Below are 17,818 nucleotides of genomic sequence, written 5' to 3' on the forward strand. Positions count from 1 at the left end.
GTCGGGGACAGAGCTGAAGATCTGTCCCCAAATTCTTCAATCAGTCGGGGACAGAGCTGAAGATCTGTCCCCAAATTCTTCAATCAGTCGGGGACAGAGCTGAAGATCTGTCCCCAAATTCATTTACTTTTGGAACATCGCCAGCATGCGCTGGGTGACGGCAAAACCGCCAAACATGTTGATGGCCGTCAGCACCAGGGCCAAAGCCGCCAGAATGCCAATCAGCGTGTTGGGCCGTCCGGCCGCAGCCAAGGGCGAGATCTGCACCAGCGCGCCAATGGCGATGATGGAGCTGATCGCATTGGTCACGCTCATGAGCGGGGTGTGCAGCGCAGGCTTGACGTTCCAGACCACCATGTAGCCCACAAAGCAGGCCAACACAAACACCGTGAAGTGCGACAGGAACGCAGCGGGCGCATAGGCACCGACCAGCACCAGCAGCACGGCAGCGACCGCCGACACGATGAGCAACTGGCCCACCGGCATGGGGCCAGATGGCTCGCCATGGCCGTGGCCTTTTTTGGCGGTGGGCGCCGCGGCAGGCTTGGGTGCGGGCTTGGGGGCCACCACCAATGGCGGTGCAGGCCAGGTGATCTCGCCATCCTTGATGACCGTGAGGCCCCGGATCGCGTCGTCTTCCATGTTGACGTTGATCACGCCGTCCTTGGTCTTGCACAACTCTTCAGCCAAACGAAACAAGTTGGTGCCGTACAGCGTGGACGACTGGCGCGCCATGCGCGACGCCAGGTCGGTGTAGCCCACAATGGTCACGCCATGCTTGACCACGGCCTTGCCGGGTTCGGTCAACTCGCAGTTGCCGCCTTGCTCGGCAGCCATGTCCACAATCACGCTGCCGGGTTTCATGCTTTGCACCATCTCGGCGGTGATCAGCTTGGGCGCGGGTTTGCCGGGGATCAGCGCGGTGGTGATGATGATGTCGCACTCTTTGGCCTGCTTGGCGTACATCTCGCGCTGCGCGGCCTGGAAGCCTTCGCTCATGACCTTGGCGTAACCGCCGCCGCCTGAGCCTTCTTCTTCGTAGTCCACCTTCACGAACTCACCGCCCAACGACACAACCTGGTCGGCCACTTCGGCGCGGGTGTCGTTGGCGCGCACGATGGCGCCCAAACTGGCGGCCGCACCAATGGCGGCCAAACCGGCCACACCGGCACCGGCAATGAACACTTTGGCAGGGGGTACTTTGCCCGCAGCCGTGATCTGGCCGTTGAAGAAACGGCCAAAGGCGTTGGCAGCTTCCACCACCGCGCGGTAGCCACTGACACCGGCCATGGAGGTCAGCGCGTCCATCTTTTGGGCGCGGCTGAGCGTGCGGGGCAAGGCATCAATCGACAGCGCCGTCACCTTTTTGGCCGCCAATTGCTGCATCAAATCGGGGTTTTGTGCGGGCCACAGAAAGCCGATCACCGTTTGACCTTCGTGCATCAGCGCCACTTCGTCAGGCGTGGGGGCCCGCACCTTGAAGACAATGTCGCTGCCGCTCCAGAGCGCCACGGCGTTGGGGGCAATGGTGGCACCGGCTTCAACAAAAGCCGCATCGGACAGGTCGGCAAGGTCGCCCGCGCCTTGCTCCACGACCACGGCAAAGCCGAGTTTGACCAGTTTGGTCACCGCATCGGGGACCGTGGCCACGCGTTTTTCGCCGGGAAAAATCTCTTTGGGCACGCCAATGCGCTGCGGCGTGGGGGCGTTGTCGCCTGTCTGCATGTCAATCTCCTCACTCAATCCACAAAAAAAATATGGCCAATCTTAAAGCTTAACTGAAGTTAATCCATTCGAGCCCAAAGCAAGTCCTTCGCAAGCGTGTTGGGGCTGCCAGGGCCAGCCACATTGGCAAACACCGAAACAAAAGGCTAAGTTGGCCCCCCCGGGCACCTTTCAGGTACCTGATCGGGGATGCCGCCCGCTTTGGATCGATCCACCGATAATCTGGGAGATGGACACACGCTGGAAACCCAATGTCACCGTGGCCGCCGTCATCGAGCGTGATGGCCGCTACCTGTTGATCGAAGAACACACCCATGAGGGTTTGCGCCTGAACAACCCGGCTGGGCACCTTGATCCGGGCGAATCGCCGGCACAAGCTTGCGCCCGGGAAGCGCTGGAGGAAACGGCCCAACTGTTCACGCCCACCGCCTTGGTGGGCATTTACCTCTCACGCTTTCAGCGCCCGTCGACGGGCGAAGACATCACCTATGTGCGCATGGCCTTTTGCGGCGACATTGGCGCACTGCAGCCCCATCTGAGTCTGGACGAGGGCATTGTGCGCACGCTGTGGATGACCCCCGAGGAAGTGCGCGCCAGCGCCGCGCATCACCGCAGCCCCTTGGTCTTGCGCTGCATCGAAGACCACCTGGCCGGACAACGCTTTCCACTGGGTGTGATTCACACCGACTCAGCTGTGGCCAATTTACCCCCTCTGTCGACTTGAGCCCCGATCTGGCCAAGTGCTTGCCAAGATTCAACGGTTGACCTCAGGCACGGACGCATCACCAAAGAGGGCCGGACCCCAGCCCAAATCTTTCGCCATCAACTGCGCCAAGCGTTGGTAGCCGGGTACGGTGAAGTGGATCAGGTCCCGAGCCATCAGGGGTGGGTTTTGCCGCGCCCATCGGTAAGCACTGCCCGCCCCTCCCATGGCCTCGAACATGCTCCAGACATGGCAACCATGGAGCTGGGCCACCTGCTTTTGAATGCGTCCGATCTCTTGGTGCACTCGGGTAAAACGCAACAGGTCGGAGGCCGTTCTTTCGGCATTGCGGGGTAAGGGCTTGCCAAGCTTTTGTGAACGCCGCAATAAAACCCCGCGGTCACCGGGGGCGATCAGCAAACAGGCCGTCTGGGGGAAAACCGCTCGCCACTGGGACACCGAGGCCTGCAACATCTGCCGATAGGCTTGGGCGCTGAAGGGCTGGACATTGCCCTCGTTGGTGCCAAAAACCAACACCACCAAGTCATAAGGCGGCTGATGCCACCAAGGCATCAGCGACTCGGGTCGCACAAACCGCCAGCCCCCGGCCGTGGCCCCGGGATAACCAAACACATCCATTTGCAAGCGCACATGGGGTGCCACTGGCCACTCCAGGCCCTGCAAGCGCAGGGGGCCTTGCATCACCCGCAAAGCCAGGGTGGACATGGCCTCTTGGGCCAATAATTCCAGCACAGCAGCACCTTCTTCGCCTTGCAAAGTGATGACCTGTTCCGCACCTGCGTCCACCCGCAGCGCCAAAGTAACAGGTCGGTCGGTCTGCTGGTAAAGCAGCCGGATTTGGGCATGCTCGGCGCGCCCAGCCGCATTGCGAAGGTCCAGCGCCAGCCAAGCACCGTCCTGAAGGCTGCTCATGCTAACGAGGCCAGGCCCGGGGTGCGCAGCACCGGTGCTTTGGGCATGAATGGTCTCAAATTGCCAATCGGGACTCACACAAGTTTTACGCAAAGGCAGACGCACGCCTGGCCGACCCCAGCTGGCCGGCACAAAACGCGCCCCCACCTGCTCAGGTGAAAGCCGCGCCAAACGTTGCAACTCCTGCGAGAAGAACCCGGCCGCAAGGTGGCTGTCGCCCCAAATGCCCATGCGCAAAACCGAAGCATTGGCGCGCGACCACCAAGGCAATACAACCGGCACATCGGCCGGCACTGCGTCGGGCATGCGGGATGCGGCCGCCTTGAAAGCAGGCATCTGCTTGTCCACCTCGGCTTGATCGGGCCACTCCACCGGGTCGGGATCCGTCGGACGCGCTGGCCTTGATGCACGAGGCGGCATGCCGCACTGCAAATCAGGCGCATTCGACAGGGCCTGCACCTGCACACGGGTCATGGCGGCATGCCCGCTTTGGGCATGCCCCAGCGCATTGCCCCAGGTCAACACCAGACAAATTGCCGCTTTCGCAAGTGCAACGGGATTCATGGCCGATGGCCCTGCTTGATGTGGTCCAGCAATGCCTGGTTGATCAAACGCAAACCCGAGGGCGTGAGGTGGATGCCGTCGTTGGCGCGCAGATTCACATTTTGTCCGTCTTCATTGCGCTTGAATTTTTGAAAGGGTTCCGACAAGAGACCGATCAAGGGCTCCGTAGCCAAATAATCGGTCCGCCATTGGACTGCCCGGGCATGGAAGATGTGATTTTGCAAAACCGCACCGTCCCTGAGACGGCCATCCTGCATGGCAGGCAACCCCACCCAAATCACACGCACTTGGCGCTGCACGGCGGCAGCCAGCACCTCATCCACGCGTAAAGCGTAGTTCAATGCCCAGCCCGGCGATGGGAACAAATGGCGCTGCCCATCGGCCAGCATGTCCCACGGGTCATTGGGACCCAAAAAGACGACGATCAGCGTCAGGCTCTTGGCATCCATTTCGTCCATCATGCGTGCGGGCCAGTCAAAGTAACGCCGCACCGTCAGGCCTGTGCTTTGACGGCTCAAATCATGCACTTGCCAATCAGGGTGCAAGCGGGTGATTTCATGCATGAACAAGGGCGCAACACCCTGCATCATCGAGTCGCCCGCCAGCAAAATCCGCTGGGGACCGGGTGCCCATCTTTGCTGCGCCAAGGTAGCCAGAAACTGTCCCGACGGGAGGGGCTCAGGCAAATTTTTCAGTTGCGGGGGTTCGGGCGTTCGGACGATCGGAGCAGGGTCCTCATGCACACCCGTCGAAGAAGGCCAATTCAAACGAAACAAAGGTCTGGCCCCACCGGCGCGAACGCGTTCATCCAGCCAACGCGAAGGGGCGAACAAGACCTGAGCCACCGCTGGCGGTAAGGCCGCCTCCAGGCTGAAGTGGTAGCGAACACCCAAGTACTTTTCGAACGATGTCAACCAACTCAAGCACACCAGCAAGGCTATGCCCGGCAAGAGCCAGCTCAGTTGAAGTGAAGACAAACGATGACGCATATCAAAACCGGTAATAAATAAAACTGGGCACCCCCTCAGGCGCCCCATAAAGCACCGCAAACAGCAGCAATGCCAACAACACGGCAGACCCCCAAGAACCCAGACGCGCTAGACACGCCACGCTCAGGCGCTGCAAGCTCAAAGCCCAAGGACTCAACCCGAAAACCAACGCAGAAACACACAACAAACCCCACCAGGGCAATTGTTCGGGCAACCAAAAACCAGCAGGACTTAGCCACAGTCCTTGCAGCATTTGGATCGCATGCGGCAAAGAGTCTGCCCGGAAAAACACCCAGGCCACACTGACAAAAACAAAGGTCAAGATTTGCGCGGCCCAGCGTGGCCACGCCGGCATGCCCCAGCGCTTGGCCATGTTTTGCACCACCACACCGAGCCCATGCAACAAACCCCAAACCACAAAAGTCCAATTGGCACCGTGCCACAAACCGCTGATCAACATGCCTGACAACACATTGAGCTGCGTTCGGCCCCAACCCAGGCGGTTGCCCCCCAATGGAATGTAAATGTAATCACGGATGAAGCTGGACAAAGACACGTGCCAGCGTGTCCAGAAATCCGACAGATTGCGCGCCAAATAGGGTTGGCGAAAATTGACTGGCAAACGGTAACCCAGCAACAAGGCCAGTCCGGTCACGATCAGTGTGTAGCCCGCAAAATCGAGAAAAATCTGCAGGCTGTAACCCAGCATGGCCGCTGCCAGCGACACACTGGCGTACTGGTCAGGAGACTTGTAAACCGGGTCAACCACCTGGGCTGACAACCAAGACGCCAACACCACCTTTTGCACCAAACCCAAGGCAATCAGGTACAGGGCCAACCAGCCTTGTCTTGGGCTGCCCACGCGCCGGGCAGGGCGTTGTCTATCGGTTTGGGCGAAAAATTGTTCGGCACGCCAGATGGGTCCGGCAAACAACGTGGGCCAAAAACTCAAGAACAACAGAACATCCGGCCAAGAGCGCGCCAAAGTCGGTGCACGACCGACCATGACCAGGTAGCTCACCGCCTGAAAGGTAAAAAACGACACCCCGACAGGTGCCACCCAATTGAGCACGGGCAACAAGGACACAAAGCCCGTGTGCTGCAAGATCGCCTGAAAGGTCTCCCGGACAAACTCATAGTATTTGAGGGAAAAAAGAAAAGACCCCGCCAACCAAAGGCCCAGCGCCACAGGCAGCCGAGCAGATGCAGCCCGCTGCATCCAGCGCCCCAAGGCCCAAATGACGGTGCTGTAGACCGCCAACACCACAGCGAAAAGAGGCACCCAGGTCGCGTACAAGGCGTAGGCGCAAGCGATGAGCAAACACCGCTGCGCACGCGGTTGATGGGCTAAAGACCAGTAAGCCGGGAAAAACAACAGGCACAGCAGCGCGAACTCGGGCGAGACAAAACTCATGCAGGGCCTCTCACTGGATAGGCACGTTCACGCCCGCAGCCACCTGATCAAGCATGGACTGCTCCGCCAGGACCTTGGCCACATAACCGCCGTCTTCTGACAACTCATAGCCACCCAAGTAAAACTTCAACCCTTCCTCAATCGATCCGCCGCGTAACTTGATGAAGTCAGCCAGCACCTCCGCGCCCACACGCAAATTGCTGATCGGGTCAAAAGCGGCCAATTTGCCACCATAGGCTTCGTAGCGCTGGGCATGGATGCCCGTCATGACCTGCATCAAGCCCTGCGCACCCGCTTGGCTTTGCACATAAGGGTGGAAATTGGACTCAATGGCCATCACTGCCAAGATCAGATGGGGCGGCAGCTTGGTTTTTTTAGACAGCACATGCGACTCAGCCACCAGCGCGGCCAACGGCTCCGGGGCCACTTTGTATTTGCGACCCAACCACTCAGCCACGGCCGCCTGGGACTTGGGCAAATCCTTCAAGTCAACAGCGGTGGCGCGCTCGGCGGTGTTTTCAGGCAACCAAGACAGCAACACCTGGCGCTCACGCAACCAATCGAAAAGCGTCCCTTCCGCTTGGTTCAACCAATCGGGCTGCCACCATAACGCCACCACCAGGGCAGCCGCGCTCAGCCCCACCATGGCCAAGCCACTGTGGGTCACGATGAACAGGCCTCGCACCGTATCGCGCAAGAAAGTTCGGATGGGGAGGCACCATGTGCAATGCAAGGTCATGAATTTGAGTCAATCGCACATTATAAATTTTCGCCAACCGCTGACCCTGGCACCGTGCGCTGGATAATTCGTTCATGTCACACTTTTCACGCGTGGTCGTCGGCTTGTCCGGCGGCGTCGATTCTGCCGTCACCGCCCATCTGCTCAAACTGCAGGGCCACGAGGTGATTGGCATCTTCATGAAAAACTGGGAAGACGACGATGACAGTGAATACTGCTCGTCCAACGTCGACTTCGTCGATGCCGCAGCCGTGGCGGATGTGCTGGGCATCGAGATCGAACACGTCAATTTCGCGGCCGACTACAAGGACCGGGTTTTTTCGGAGTTTGTGCGCGAATACCAAGCCGGACGCACACCCAACCCAGACATTCTGTGCAACGCCGAGATCAAATTCAAATCATTTTTGGACCACGCCATGCGGCTGGGGGCCGAAAAAATCGCCACTGGCCACTATGCCCGTGTGCGGCGGAACACGGCCAGCGGACTGTTTGAACTGCTCAAGGGCTTGGACCCCAGCAAAGACCAAAGCTATTTCCTGCACCGCCTGAACCAGGCACAGCTGTCCAAAACCCTGTTTCCGGTGGGCGAGTTGCACAAGACCGAAGTGCGCCGGATCGCCGAAGAGATCGGTTTACCCAATGCCAAAAAGAAAGACTCCACGGGCATCTGCTTCATTGGCGAGCGACCCTTCCGCGAGTTTTTGAACCGCTACATCAGCAAGGAGCCCGGCCCGATCAAGGACTCCACGGGCCGGATCATTGGCCAACATGTGGGCCTGAGCTTTTACACCCTGGGCCAACGTCAAGGTTTGGGCATTGGTGGCATCAAGGCCAAAGGGGCGGACATGAAGGCCCTGCAGGCACGCGGCTTGCGCGGTGCGGGCGAGCACACGCCCTGGTTTGTGGCCCGCAAAGACATCCCCAACAACACCTTGTGGGTGGTACAAGGCCACGACCACCCCTGGCTGTTGTCACCACAACTGCAAGCCACCGATGTGAGCTGGTGCGCAGGCCAGAGTCCTACGCCCGGTGCCTACACCGCCAAGACGCGTTACCGGCAAGCGGATGCGCCCTGCAACTACCTCCCCCTGCCCAAGGCTGAAGGTCAAGTGGGATCTGAACTTGGCTTTGAGCTGGACTTTGCACAAGACCAGTGGGCCGTCACCCCCGGACAAAGCGCCGTGCTGTACGACGGTGAGGTGTGCCTGGGCGGCGGCGTCATTGCCAGCCGGAAGACCATGCAGGCCTGAGTCAGACGCAGGCCTGCATGGCTGTGGCTTCCGGTCTGCAGGCTTACACCCAAGCCTGGATCACGTAGTCGTAAGCGGCCTGACCATTGGTCATGTCCACCCGCTGCAACTGGATCTTCCAGGCCCCATCTTTCAGCACCAGCGTGTGGCGGTAACTGCCGCCGAAGTGGCGCACCTGATCACGGCGCATCTCCATCATCTGAAAGCGCGAATACACCTCCAGCGTGGTGGGTGTCGCAGCTTCAATCACGGTGTTGCCCACGATGTGGTTGGTGCTCCACTGCGCCGCTTGTGACCAAGCATTGGGGTGCAGCAAACGGCCCATGCGCACCTCCATCAGCAAACGGTCTTCAGCAAAAATCGATGCCTCACGGCGCCAGTCGGTTTGCAGCGGGGTCGAGGGCATCCAGTAGACGCCGTCTTCGCTGAACAATTCGGCCCACTCGCCCCAGGCCTTGTTGTCGAGCAAGGCGGCTTGGTGGAACAGCAATTCTTCGACCTGCCGACGCAATCTGGCATCGACCGCAATGGCTTTGGGGATGTAGCCTTGGCTGGGCATGCGACCGCGCCCCATGTGGTCCGGCGCGATGGATTCGGCACCCGACATGGACTGGATGGCTTCGATCACCACACCCTTGCCCAGGGCCTCTTTGACTTCTTTGGGTTGCATGAATCATGACTCCTGTTCAGGCCGTGGCCTTGGGTTGAATGGCGGCGCGGATGTAAGACTCCCAGGCGATGAACTGGTTGCGCATCACCACTTCGCTGGTGCCGTTGTTCGAATAAAGCACGCCGTCTTTTTCGGTGTCGCCTCCGTAGTTGCGGTGAAAGCTCACCCACTCACCACCTTTGGACTCCAGGCCCAGCTGGCCCTTGGTCCAGTTTTCCAGGTCATCGGCATTGATCATGGTGGCGGGCGAATTGACCAAGTTGAAGTACCACAGCGAACGCTCGTAAATCGCCTCGGACACACCTTTGAGGCGGAAATGCCAGATCTCGGACAGCGTCTTGTTGGGCGCCATCGGGCGCAGGCAACGCAGTTGCTGCAAAGGCGACTGCACCGACAAATAGGGATAGATCAGCACATGGTGGATGCTGCGCGCCAAATACTCTTCGCCCTTTTCCTCGCCATAGGCTTTCTTGATCAAGGCCTCGTATTCGACCGTGTCTGGGTCGGTAGGACGCAGCCCCATATAGGCCTTCAAAATGCCATGGCCGTACTTGAAGTTGACCGTCTGCACCGAATCCCACTGGTCAAAGCTGGAGGCAAAGGTCGACAGGTAATGGAAAAACAAGGGGGCCGAGCCATTGTCACGCTTCAGGCGCTGCTCCACACGGCGGGCCGATACCCCGGTGGACTGGTGTGTGACCGAAGGGTGCAAGGCATCGAGCTGGTTCTCCATGAAGAATTTCCAATTGGAATGCTGCACCACCCGGTGACACACCGGCACGGCTTCCACCTCGCCCACGGGCGAACGGTCGCACATGTCGTCAAAAGCGATCTTGGCTTCACCCAAAAAGTCGACCAGGCTCGGGCCTTCCTTGCCCAGGCTGGCAAACACAAAGCCACGGTAACTGTCGACCCGCGCGGCAGGCACCATGCTGCAATCGGCGTTGTCGGTGTGCATGCGTGTGCCGTCATAGCCCTTGACCAAGGGGATGGCCTTGACTTTGCCATTGAGGTGAAAGCTCCAGGCGTGGTACGAGCACACAAAACCCTTGCCGGTGTTGCCGCTTTGGTTGCCGCACAACGCCACCCCCCGGTGCGGGCAGCGGTTGTAGAGCACGCGCACGCTGCCGTCCACATCTCGCACCATGACCATGGGTTGACGGCCTATCTGCATGGTGAAGTAATCACCGACCTCCTTGACCTGGGATTCGTGGCCGCAGTAGACCCAGGCTTTTTCGAAAATGTGTTCCATCTCCAGATCAAACAGCGCTTGATCCGTGTAGACACTCTTATGAACACGGTCCGGTTGAACCAGGTTCGCCAAATCGATCGGTTGCATGAAAACTCCTTGGCAGGCTTCGGGGTGGATGTCAGGCCTCAAGTTAACAAAGGACAAGCGCTTGACCTACAACCTGCCATGCTTTTTCCATTACCATGGGTTATGGATTACCGAAAAGTTCAACTCTTTCTGGCCGCAGCACGCTTGGGCAACATGACCGAAGCCGCCGCATCGCTGGACATTTCCCAACCGGCCTTGTCCAAAAGCATCAAGTCGCTTGAAAAAACCTTGGGCGTGCGGCTGCTGGAACGTGGACGTTTCGGTGTGAGCGTGACCCCTTTTGGTCAGGCCCTGATGCAACACGGCCAGGTGATGGAAGCGGAAATGCGCAATGCGGTCGGCGTAATTCAGGCCATGCGCGGCGCGCAAAGAGGCCATGTGCTGATGGGATGCGGCCCCACCGAGGCCACCCGTTTATTGCCTCTGGCGCTGCAGGCGCTGGCCAAAGACCAGCCCGAAATCCAAGTGACGGTGCTCTACGGTTTGAACGAGGCCCTGATGCCTTGGGTCAAACAAGGCGAGGTGGATTTCGCCTTGTCCTCGGTGCCCGCGCGCGCCACCGACCCGGACCTGTCCCACGAACGCCTGTTGACCGAAACGGCCACCGTGGTCGCCCGGGCGGGACACCCGCTGGCGCAGCAAAAAGTGGTCACCCCCGACATGCTCACCCCATACCCCTGGGTATTGCCACGAAAGCGTGAACTTGAGCGACTGGCGTTTGACGATTATTTTGTGGCGCAAGGCCTGGAGCCGCCGACCGCTCAAGTCGAAACCACCTCCACCGTGCTGATGAAATCCATGGTGATGCAAAGCGATGCCCTCACCTTCATTCCGGCCGAATTGATTTACTGGGAAGTCCGAGCAGGCCAGCTCCAGGCGCTTCAAGCCTCGGGCAACCAATGGGCCCGGCAGGTGGGCATCACCCGCAGACGCAAGGGCTCCATGAGCCCGGCCAGCCAAAGGCTGCTGGTGGCGGTGAAATCGGTGGCCAAAAACTTTTGAGCCTCAAACACCACCCCACATCCATCAAACACCCAAATAACGCGTCCACAGTTCGCGTTGGTCCTTGAGCGCTTGGGAGTTGCCCGCCCAAGCCACCTGGCCCCGCTCCAGGATCACATGATGGTCGGCAATTTCCACCAAGCGGTTGACGTATTTATCGACCACGATCAGGGTCTGGCCCTCCTCTCGCAGCAAACGCAAACAGCGCCAGATCTCCTCGCGAATCAACGGGGCCAGACCTTCGGTGGCCTCGTCCAAAATCATCAAGCGGGGATTCGTGACCAAAGCACGGCCGATGGCCAGCATTTGCTGCTCACCGCCCGACAACTGCGAGCCCATGTTGACACGGCGCTCGGCCAATCGGGGGAACAATTCATAAACCCGCGCGGGCGTCCACGGTGTGCGACTTTGGTGGCGGTTGCTGGCAAACGCCGTCAGGTGCTCGTCCACCGACAAGTTGGGAAAGACTTGCCGACCTTCGGGCACCACCGCCAAACCCATTCGTGCCACCCGATCGGCCGCCACATTGGTGATGTCCTGACCATCAAAAATCACCTGCCCCGCCTTGACCGACTTGAGCCCCAAAATGCTGCGGATCAAGGTGGTCTTGCCCATGCCGTTGCGGCCCAGCAGGCCCATGACCTCGCCCGGCTGCAGGCTCAGGCCCAAGCCAAACAAGACCTGGCTTTCGCCATAAGCGGCTTGCACATCGCGCACTTGCAGCAAACTCATGCGTGCTCCTCGCCCAGGTAAGCGGCAACCACTTGCGGGTTGAGCCGAATGGCCTGCGGTGTGCCGGTGGCAATCAAAGCGCCATTGACCATCACCGAGATGCGGTCGGCCAAGCGAAACACCGCGTCCATGTCGTGCTCGATCAACAAGATGGCCACCTTGGCGCGCAGCTTTTGAATCAACTGGAGAATGCGCTCGGATTCCACCGGCCCTGCCCCCGCCATGGGTTCGTCCAGCAACAAGAGCTTGGGCTGGGTGGCCACGGCCAAGCCCAGCTCCAAAATGCGCTGCTCGCCGTGCGAGAGTTCACTGGCCGGATCCTGCGCACGGTCCTGCAAACCCAACTCGTGCAAAACGTCCATGGCCTGCGCCGTCAAAGCCTTTTCTGAGTGCACCGGACGCCAGAAAGAAAAACTGTTGCCGCTGCGAGCTTGCACCGACAGCGCCACGTTGTCCAGCACGGTGAAAGATTTGAACAAACGCGTGATCTGAAACGAGCGGGCCAGGCCGCTGCGAACGCGTGCGTGCGTGGGCATGGCGGTGACATCCTGGCCATCGAAAAAAATCTGTCCACTGTCGCTTGGCAAGTGACCCGACAACTGCGCCACCAAGCTGGTCTTGCCCGCCCCGTTCGGGCCAATCAAAGCGTGAATTTCTCCCGGTTGCACATCCAGCGTGACGTGGTCAGTGGCCCGCAAAGCACCAAAATTTTTGACCAGGTCATTCACCTGCAGCAAGGCTCCGGCGCTCATGCGTGCCCCCCTTTACGGGTCGACTTGCGGCGGATCAAGCCCGCCAGTCCTTTGGGGGCCAGCAAGACCACCGCGAGCAGAAACCAGCCCACATAAAACTGCCAATGCAAGGTGTATTCGGCCAACACATCTTCCAGAATCAGCAACACCAGTGCACCCCACAAACCGCCCGTGAGCGTGCCCACACCGCCCAGAATGACCATGACCATCAGGATGCCCGATTGGGTCCAGTGCATCAGGTTCGGGCTGACATAGTTCTGATGGTTGACCATCAAGGCACCCGCCAGACCCCCCAGGGTGCCGGCAATGACAAACAACACCCATTTGTAGCGGTAAGACGCAAATCCGATGGCGTCGACACGCACATCGTCATCGCGTATCGCCAAAATCACACGGCCAAAGCGCGAAGCCATGATGCGAGAAATCAGCACCAAGCTCAGCACCAGCACAAACAGGACCACGAAATAAAACGTCACATCGTTTTTCAGGTCCAGACCCAGACCGAAGTCAGAGCGCTGCTTGATGTTCAAGCCTTCGTCACCCCCATAGGCTTTGATGGAGTTGACCAGGTAATAAATCATCTGGGCAAAGGCCAGGGTGATCATGATGAAGTACACCCCCCGTGTGCGCAACGAAATCGCACCGATGATGGCAGCCACCAAAGCCGACAAACCCATGGCGAGGGCAAAACCCACCCAGCCATTGGTGACGCCTTCGGTGATCAAAATGCCCACCGTGTAAGCTCCGATCCCCAAAAAGGCCGCATGCCCGAAGGACACCAAGCCCCCGTAACCGAGTATCAGGTTGAGACTGCAAGCGGCGATGCCGTAAATCATCATGCGGCTGAGCATGCTGACGTAAAAATCCATGCCTCGGGCATGCAGAAACAGCGGCAAGGCGATCGCCCCAGCCAGCACCAGGCCCCAAACCCAGAACGATGTTTTGTGGTTCATTGCACCCGTGCCTCAACGACCGGAAAAAAGTCCCTGAGGACGGACAAACAGCACAACGGCCATCAGCAGGTACACCGCAATCGACGCCACCGCAGGCCCCGCCGCGCTGGCGAACTGGGGCGAGAAAATTTCGCGAAACAACATGGGCAACAAGGTGCGCCCCAAAGTGTCGACAAAGCCGACCAAAATGGCCCCGACAAATGCGCCCCAGACCGAGCCGATGCCGCCAATCACAATGACCACAAAAGCCAGGATCAGGATGTTCTCACCCATGCCCACCTGCACCGCCAGCAGTGGCCCCAGCATGGCCCCCGCCACCGCACACAGGGCCGCGCCAATGCCAAATACACCGGTGAACAAACGCCGGATATTGATCCCCATGGCCATGGCCATTTCGCGGTTGGACGCCCCCGCTCTCACCCAGGCCCCCATGCGGGTTTGAGTGACCATCAGATACAGCAAGAGCGCGATGACCAGGCCCACGGCAATGATCACCAACCGGTAGCTCGGGTAGCGCAAGCCAGGCAACAACTCCACCGGGCCGGACAAGGCTTTGGGCATGGACAAAGGCAGATCGGAGCCCCAGATCATGCGCACGGATTCGTTGATGATCAGGATCAAGGCAAAGGTGGCCAACACCTGGGACAGGTGATCGCGGGCATACAGCGTGCGCAGCAATGTGGCTTCCAGCAGCATGCCTATCACGGCGGTGAGCATGACCGCCAACACCACACCCAGCCAAAACGACTGGGTCAACTGAACCAACCAGGCCGTCAGGAACGCCCCCACCATGTAGAGGGCACCATGGGCCAGGTTGATCATGTCCATGATGCCGAAGACCAGCGTGAGCCCGGAGGCCAGCAGGAACAACATCAAACCGAACTGCAGGCCATTCAAGGCCTGCTCCAATAGCAAAATTCCAGTCATGAGAAGACGCAAGCGTCCTTACTTCATGGGGCAGTCTTTGACGTAGGCGTCACCATGGTTGGCGAGCAAAGGTTGGCCCACGATGCGGTTGACCAGACGGCCCTGACCATCCTTGACGATCTCGCGCAGGTAATAGTTCTGGATCGGGTACTGGTTGGTGTTGAACCGGAAATCACCCCGCACCGAATTGAACTTGACCGTCTTGAGGGTCTTGATCAAGGCCTCTTTGTCGTCGATCTTGCCGTTGGCCGCACGCACAGCGGCATCGATCAGCAAAGCCGTGTCGTAGCCCTGGGCTGCGTAGATGGTGGGCAATCGCTTGTATTCTTTTTCGAACTCGGCCACAAATTTCTTGTTGGCTTCGTTGGGCAGGTCCAGGCCCCAATGCGCGGTGTCAAACACGCCCAGCATGTCGTTGCCCACCGCACGGATCACGTCTTGGTCTGCCCCAAAGCCGGGCTGAATCAGGCGGGTGTCCTTGTTCAGCCCAGCGGCCATGAATTGCTTGATGAAGTTGATGCCCATGCCGCCGGGCAAGAAGGTGTAGACCACTTCGGGCTTGGCCGCGCGGATGGCTGCCAATTCGGCCGAATAATCCAGCTCGCCAAGCTTGGTGTAAACCTCGCCCGAGACATTGCCTTTGTAAAAGCGCTTGAAGCCAGCCAGCGAGTCCTTGCCTGCCTGGTAGTTGGGGGCCAGCAAATAAGCCGACTTCACCTTGAGGTTGGTGGCGTATTGGCCAGCGGCCTCGTGGTACGCATCGTTGGGCCAAGACACAGCAAAGAAATAAGGCGTGCACTGCGCGCCTGCAATCGGCGAGGGCGCGGCATTGGGGCTGAGGTAAATCGTTTTGCCGTTCACGGCCTCAGGCAAACCCGCGAGCATGATGTTGGAGAACACCACGCCAGTCAAAAAGTCGACCTTGTCACGTTTGACATAGCGCTCGAACAGCTGCTTGCCCACGTCGGGCTTGAACTGGTCGTCCGAGACCGACACATCGGCGGTCAGACCGCCAAGCTTGCCGCCGTTGAGTTTGACGGCCAGCATGAAGGCATCGCGAATGTCCACGCCCAAAGCCGCCGAAGGGCCGGAAAGGGTGCTGACAAAACCGATTTTGACCTTGTCCTGCGCCAAGGCGGGCGCACAGGCCAAGGCCACCAAAGTGGAAACCGTCAACAAACTTTTGATCACCGGAAAACGCATAAATGACTCCTGGCAAAACCATCAAAAAAGGAAAAAGCCATCTCAAAGAAGGCAAGCTCCATTCTGTGCCGAAAATCACCTCGCCATGAATGAGGGTTTACCCTTTTGATTCAATCACCGCCCAGACCCAGCCGATTGGGCTGCCGCTTTTCGACGGCAAAGCGCAGCAAAGCGGCCGTGCGGAAAATGCCATGCGCAAACTTGCCGTAGGGCAGCGTCAGGAACAAGGCCATCACCGCGCCCAGGTGCACCGCCAACATCAAAGGCATGGCCGCCGTTTGGCCCAGCAACCACAGCAACAAGCCGGTCACGCTGACCAAAAACAGCAAGGCAATGAAACCCCGGTCCATCGGCTTTTGCGCCGCATCGCCGTGCTCTGGGTGACGGCGCAGGTTCAAGCGCCACAAACCGGCCGTGCCCAGCGTCAGACTCACCCCACCAATGACGCCCAGCAACTTGGGCAAAGTCGTCACATCGTAAGGCGCAGGCCAGTCCAGCACATAGTGGTACAGCGTGGCCACGCTGGTGGCGGCAAAGCACAGAATGAAGCCATAGAACGTCAGGTGGTGGTAGCGCTTGCGGGCATGCGTCCAGGCGTCGTCCTCGTTGTGACAGCCTTCGCCGTGCCCACCGTCCAGGTACTTCAATTGCAGCGCAGCGTTTGCCGCCTCGGCAGCGGCGGGGGACGTCAAACCCGCACCGCTGGTGGCGGGCGTCACCTCACGCCAAAAGCGCATCACGCCGAGCGCCAGGGCCAGCACCGCAAACAAAAAGATGGGCGCAAACAGACTCACCATCAAGTTGTGCGGGAACACCGCATAAAAACCACCGGCCACGGGCGCGCCCCACAGCGTGCCTTGACGCAGCATCGCCAAGGCCAAAAACAAGGCCAAGCCCAAAGCGAGCGCCACCGACAGGGTCAGGCCATTGCGTTGGTACAGACTGCCCAGGGCCGGAGGCCAGGCGTAGTCGGCATAGGTCTGCCCGCGCACCTGGGCCATGGCCTTGGGCACGTTGATCGCAAAGTCGTGGGGTGGTGCGTACTGGCAGGCGTGCAAACACGCCCCGCAGTTGTGGCAGAGGTTGGCCATGTAATGGATGTCGGCCTTGCCAAACTCCAGGCGGCGCGTCATGGCCGGGAACACCGCACAAAAACCTTCGCAATAGCGGCATCCGTTGCAAATTTGCATTTGACGGGCCACTTCGGCTTCGGGTGCCGTCATCTCGCCCCGCGCCAAGGCGCGGGCATCTTGGGTCAGGGCTTCAAGCGTTTGCATGGGCAGTGCCTTTCTTTTGGGCGTGGACGGTTTTGGCCGCCTGCTCACCCGCGATGCGGCCAAAGGCCGTGCCAATCGTCATGCCCACCCCGGCGGTGTAGCCCTTGCCCAGCACATTGCCCGCCATCATTTCGCCCGCCACAAACAGGTTGGGGCTGGGCTGGTCGTTGAATCGCACAGCGGTGGTCTCATCGGTTTTCAACCCCAAGTAAGTGAAGGTCACGCCGGGTCTGACGGCATAGGCGTAAAAAGGCGCAATGTCCAGCGGCCGGGCCCAGTGGGTTTTGGCAGGCGTCACCCCTTCGGTGTGGCAGTCGTCCAGCGCGGTGTGGTCAAACTTGCCTTCGCGGCAAGCCGCGTTGTAATCGTTGAGCGTTTCCATGAAAGTCACTTCATCCAGGCCCAGCTTGCGGGCCAACTCAGGCAGGCTGTCCGCCTTGGTGCCTTCAAACACCGGCGGCATGAAGCGGCCCACAGCCTTGGCATCGATGATGGAATAGGCCACTTGGCCCGGCTGCTGCGCCACCAAACGGCCCCAAATCGCGTAGCGCTTGGGCCAGAAATCTTCACCCTCGTCGTAAAAACGGCGCGCCTCACGGTTGACCACCACGCCCAAAGACACACAGTCGATGCGGGTGCAAATGCC

Annotated in this window: 17 protein-coding genes; 3 read left to right on the forward strand and 14 right to left on the reverse strand. The window is 59.5% G+C overall.

Going from position 1 to position 17,818, the window contains the following annotated elements; all coding sequences use genetic code 11:
* Positions 1-123: 123 nt before the first annotated feature.
* Positions 124-1,725, reverse strand: a complete 1,602-nt coding sequence (locus tag ACIQ47_RS09910; protein ID WP_396437972.1) for a Re/Si-specific NAD(P)(+) transhydrogenase subunit alpha — start codon at positions 1,723-1,725, stop codon at positions 124-126.
* A 229-nt stretch (positions 1,726-1,954) separates the two neighbouring features.
* Between ACIQ47_RS09910 and ACIQ47_RS09915 the strand changes: the two genes are divergently transcribed.
* Complete coding sequence (locus tag ACIQ47_RS09915) at positions 1,955-2,449, forward strand: NUDIX hydrolase (protein ID WP_396437973.1); 495 nt, start codon at positions 1,955-1,957, stop codon at positions 2,447-2,449.
* A 30-nt stretch (positions 2,450-2,479) separates the two neighbouring features.
* On the opposite strand, the gene ACIQ47_RS09920 is transcribed toward ACIQ47_RS09915, so the two are convergent.
* Genes ACIQ47_RS09920 through ACIQ47_RS09935 form a run of 4 tightly spaced genes read right to left on the reverse strand, consistent with a single transcriptional unit; the run spans position 2,480 to position 7,067 of the window.
* Positions 2,480-3,925 carry a GDSL-type esterase/lipase family protein gene (locus ACIQ47_RS09920; RefSeq protein WP_396437974.1) on the reverse strand — a complete coding sequence of 482 codons (1,446 nt, stop codon included), beginning with the start codon at positions 3,923-3,925 and terminating at the stop codon, positions 2,480-2,482.
* Positions 3,922-4,902, reverse strand: a complete 981-nt coding sequence (locus tag ACIQ47_RS09925) for a DUF459 domain-containing protein (protein WP_396437975.1) — start codon at positions 4,900-4,902, stop codon at positions 3,922-3,924. Before ACIQ47_RS09925 ends, ACIQ47_RS09920 begins: the two co-directional genes overlap by 4 nt.
* Before the next feature lie 13 nt (positions 4,903-4,915).
* On the reverse strand, positions 4,916-6,328 hold the full coding sequence (locus ACIQ47_RS09930; protein ID WP_396437976.1) for an MBOAT family O-acyltransferase: 1,413 nt from the start codon (positions 6,326-6,328) through the stop codon (positions 4,916-4,918).
* Positions 6,329-6,338: 10 nt separating this feature from the next.
* Positions 6,339-7,067 carry a transglycosylase SLT domain-containing protein gene (locus ACIQ47_RS09935; RefSeq protein WP_396437977.1) on the reverse strand — a complete coding sequence of 243 codons (729 nt, stop codon included), beginning with the start codon at positions 7,065-7,067 and terminating at the stop codon, positions 6,339-6,341.
* Between the two features lie 74 nt (positions 7,068-7,141).
* Between ACIQ47_RS09935 and mnmA the strand changes: the two genes are divergently transcribed.
* Positions 7,142-8,317, forward strand: a complete 1,176-nt coding sequence (mnmA, locus tag ACIQ47_RS09940) for a tRNA 2-thiouridine(34) synthase MnmA (protein ID WP_396437978.1) — start codon at positions 7,142-7,144, stop codon at positions 8,315-8,317.
* A gap of 43 nt (positions 8,318-8,360) precedes the next feature.
* Here mnmA and ACIQ47_RS09945 read toward each other — a convergent pair whose 3' ends face one another.
* Entirely contained in the window at positions 8,361-8,987 is a 627-nt protein-coding gene (locus tag ACIQ47_RS09945) for an aromatic-ring-hydroxylating dioxygenase subunit beta (protein ID WP_396437979.1), read from the reverse strand.
* A 16-nt stretch (positions 8,988-9,003) separates the two neighbouring features.
* Complete coding sequence (locus tag ACIQ47_RS09950; protein ID WP_396437980.1) at positions 9,004-10,326, reverse strand: Rieske 2Fe-2S domain-containing protein; 1,323 nt, start codon at positions 10,324-10,326, stop codon at positions 9,004-9,006.
* A 102-nt stretch (positions 10,327-10,428) separates the two neighbouring features.
* On the opposite strand from ACIQ47_RS09950, the gene ACIQ47_RS09955 reads away from it, so the two are divergent.
* Positions 10,429-11,328 (forward strand): LysR family transcriptional regulator, encoded by a 900-nt coding sequence (locus ACIQ47_RS09955; protein ID WP_396437981.1) that lies wholly within the window; start codon positions 10,429-10,431, stop codon positions 11,326-11,328.
* 24 nt (positions 11,329-11,352) lie between these two features.
* On the opposite strand, the gene ACIQ47_RS09960 is transcribed toward ACIQ47_RS09955, so the two are convergent.
* The 7 genes from ACIQ47_RS09960 to ACIQ47_RS09990 form a co-directional block, all read right to left on the reverse strand.
* Positions 11,353-12,054, reverse strand: coding sequence for an ABC transporter ATP-binding protein (locus ACIQ47_RS09960; RefSeq protein ID WP_396437988.1), 702 nt, complete (start codon positions 12,052-12,054; stop codon positions 11,353-11,355).
* A 2-nt stretch (positions 12,055-12,056) separates the two neighbouring features.
* Positions 12,057-12,812: an ABC transporter ATP-binding protein gene (locus ACIQ47_RS09965; RefSeq protein ID WP_396437982.1), complete on the reverse strand. Its 756-nt coding sequence runs from the start codon at positions 12,810-12,812 to the stop codon at positions 12,057-12,059.
* Positions 12,809-13,765: a branched-chain amino acid ABC transporter permease gene (locus ACIQ47_RS09970; protein WP_396437983.1), complete on the reverse strand. Its 957-nt coding sequence runs from the start codon at positions 13,763-13,765 to the stop codon at positions 12,809-12,811. Before ACIQ47_RS09970 ends, ACIQ47_RS09965 begins: the two co-directional genes overlap by 4 nt.
* Before the next feature lie 12 nt (positions 13,766-13,777).
* Positions 13,778-14,692 (reverse strand): branched-chain amino acid ABC transporter permease, encoded by a 915-nt coding sequence (locus ACIQ47_RS09975; RefSeq protein WP_396437984.1) that lies wholly within the window; start codon positions 14,690-14,692, stop codon positions 13,778-13,780.
* Between the two features lie 18 nt (positions 14,693-14,710).
* Positions 14,711-15,895, reverse strand: a complete 1,185-nt coding sequence (locus tag ACIQ47_RS09980) for an ABC transporter substrate-binding protein (protein ID WP_396437985.1) — start codon at positions 15,893-15,895, stop codon at positions 14,711-14,713.
* A 110-nt stretch (positions 15,896-16,005) separates the two neighbouring features.
* Positions 16,006-17,172, reverse strand: a complete 1,167-nt coding sequence (tcuB, locus tag ACIQ47_RS09985; protein WP_396437986.1) for a tricarballylate utilization 4Fe-4S protein TcuB — start codon at positions 17,170-17,172, stop codon at positions 16,006-16,008.
* On the reverse strand, positions 17,159-17,818 hold a 660-nt coding region (locus ACIQ47_RS09990), incomplete at its 5' end, for an FAD-binding protein (protein WP_396437987.1). The genes tcuB and ACIQ47_RS09990, both read right to left, overlap by 14 nt.

The organism is Limnohabitans sp., from assembly GCF_044373035.1.
Taxonomy (GTDB): Bacteria; Pseudomonadota; Gammaproteobacteria; order Burkholderiales; family Burkholderiaceae_C; genus Limnohabitans_A.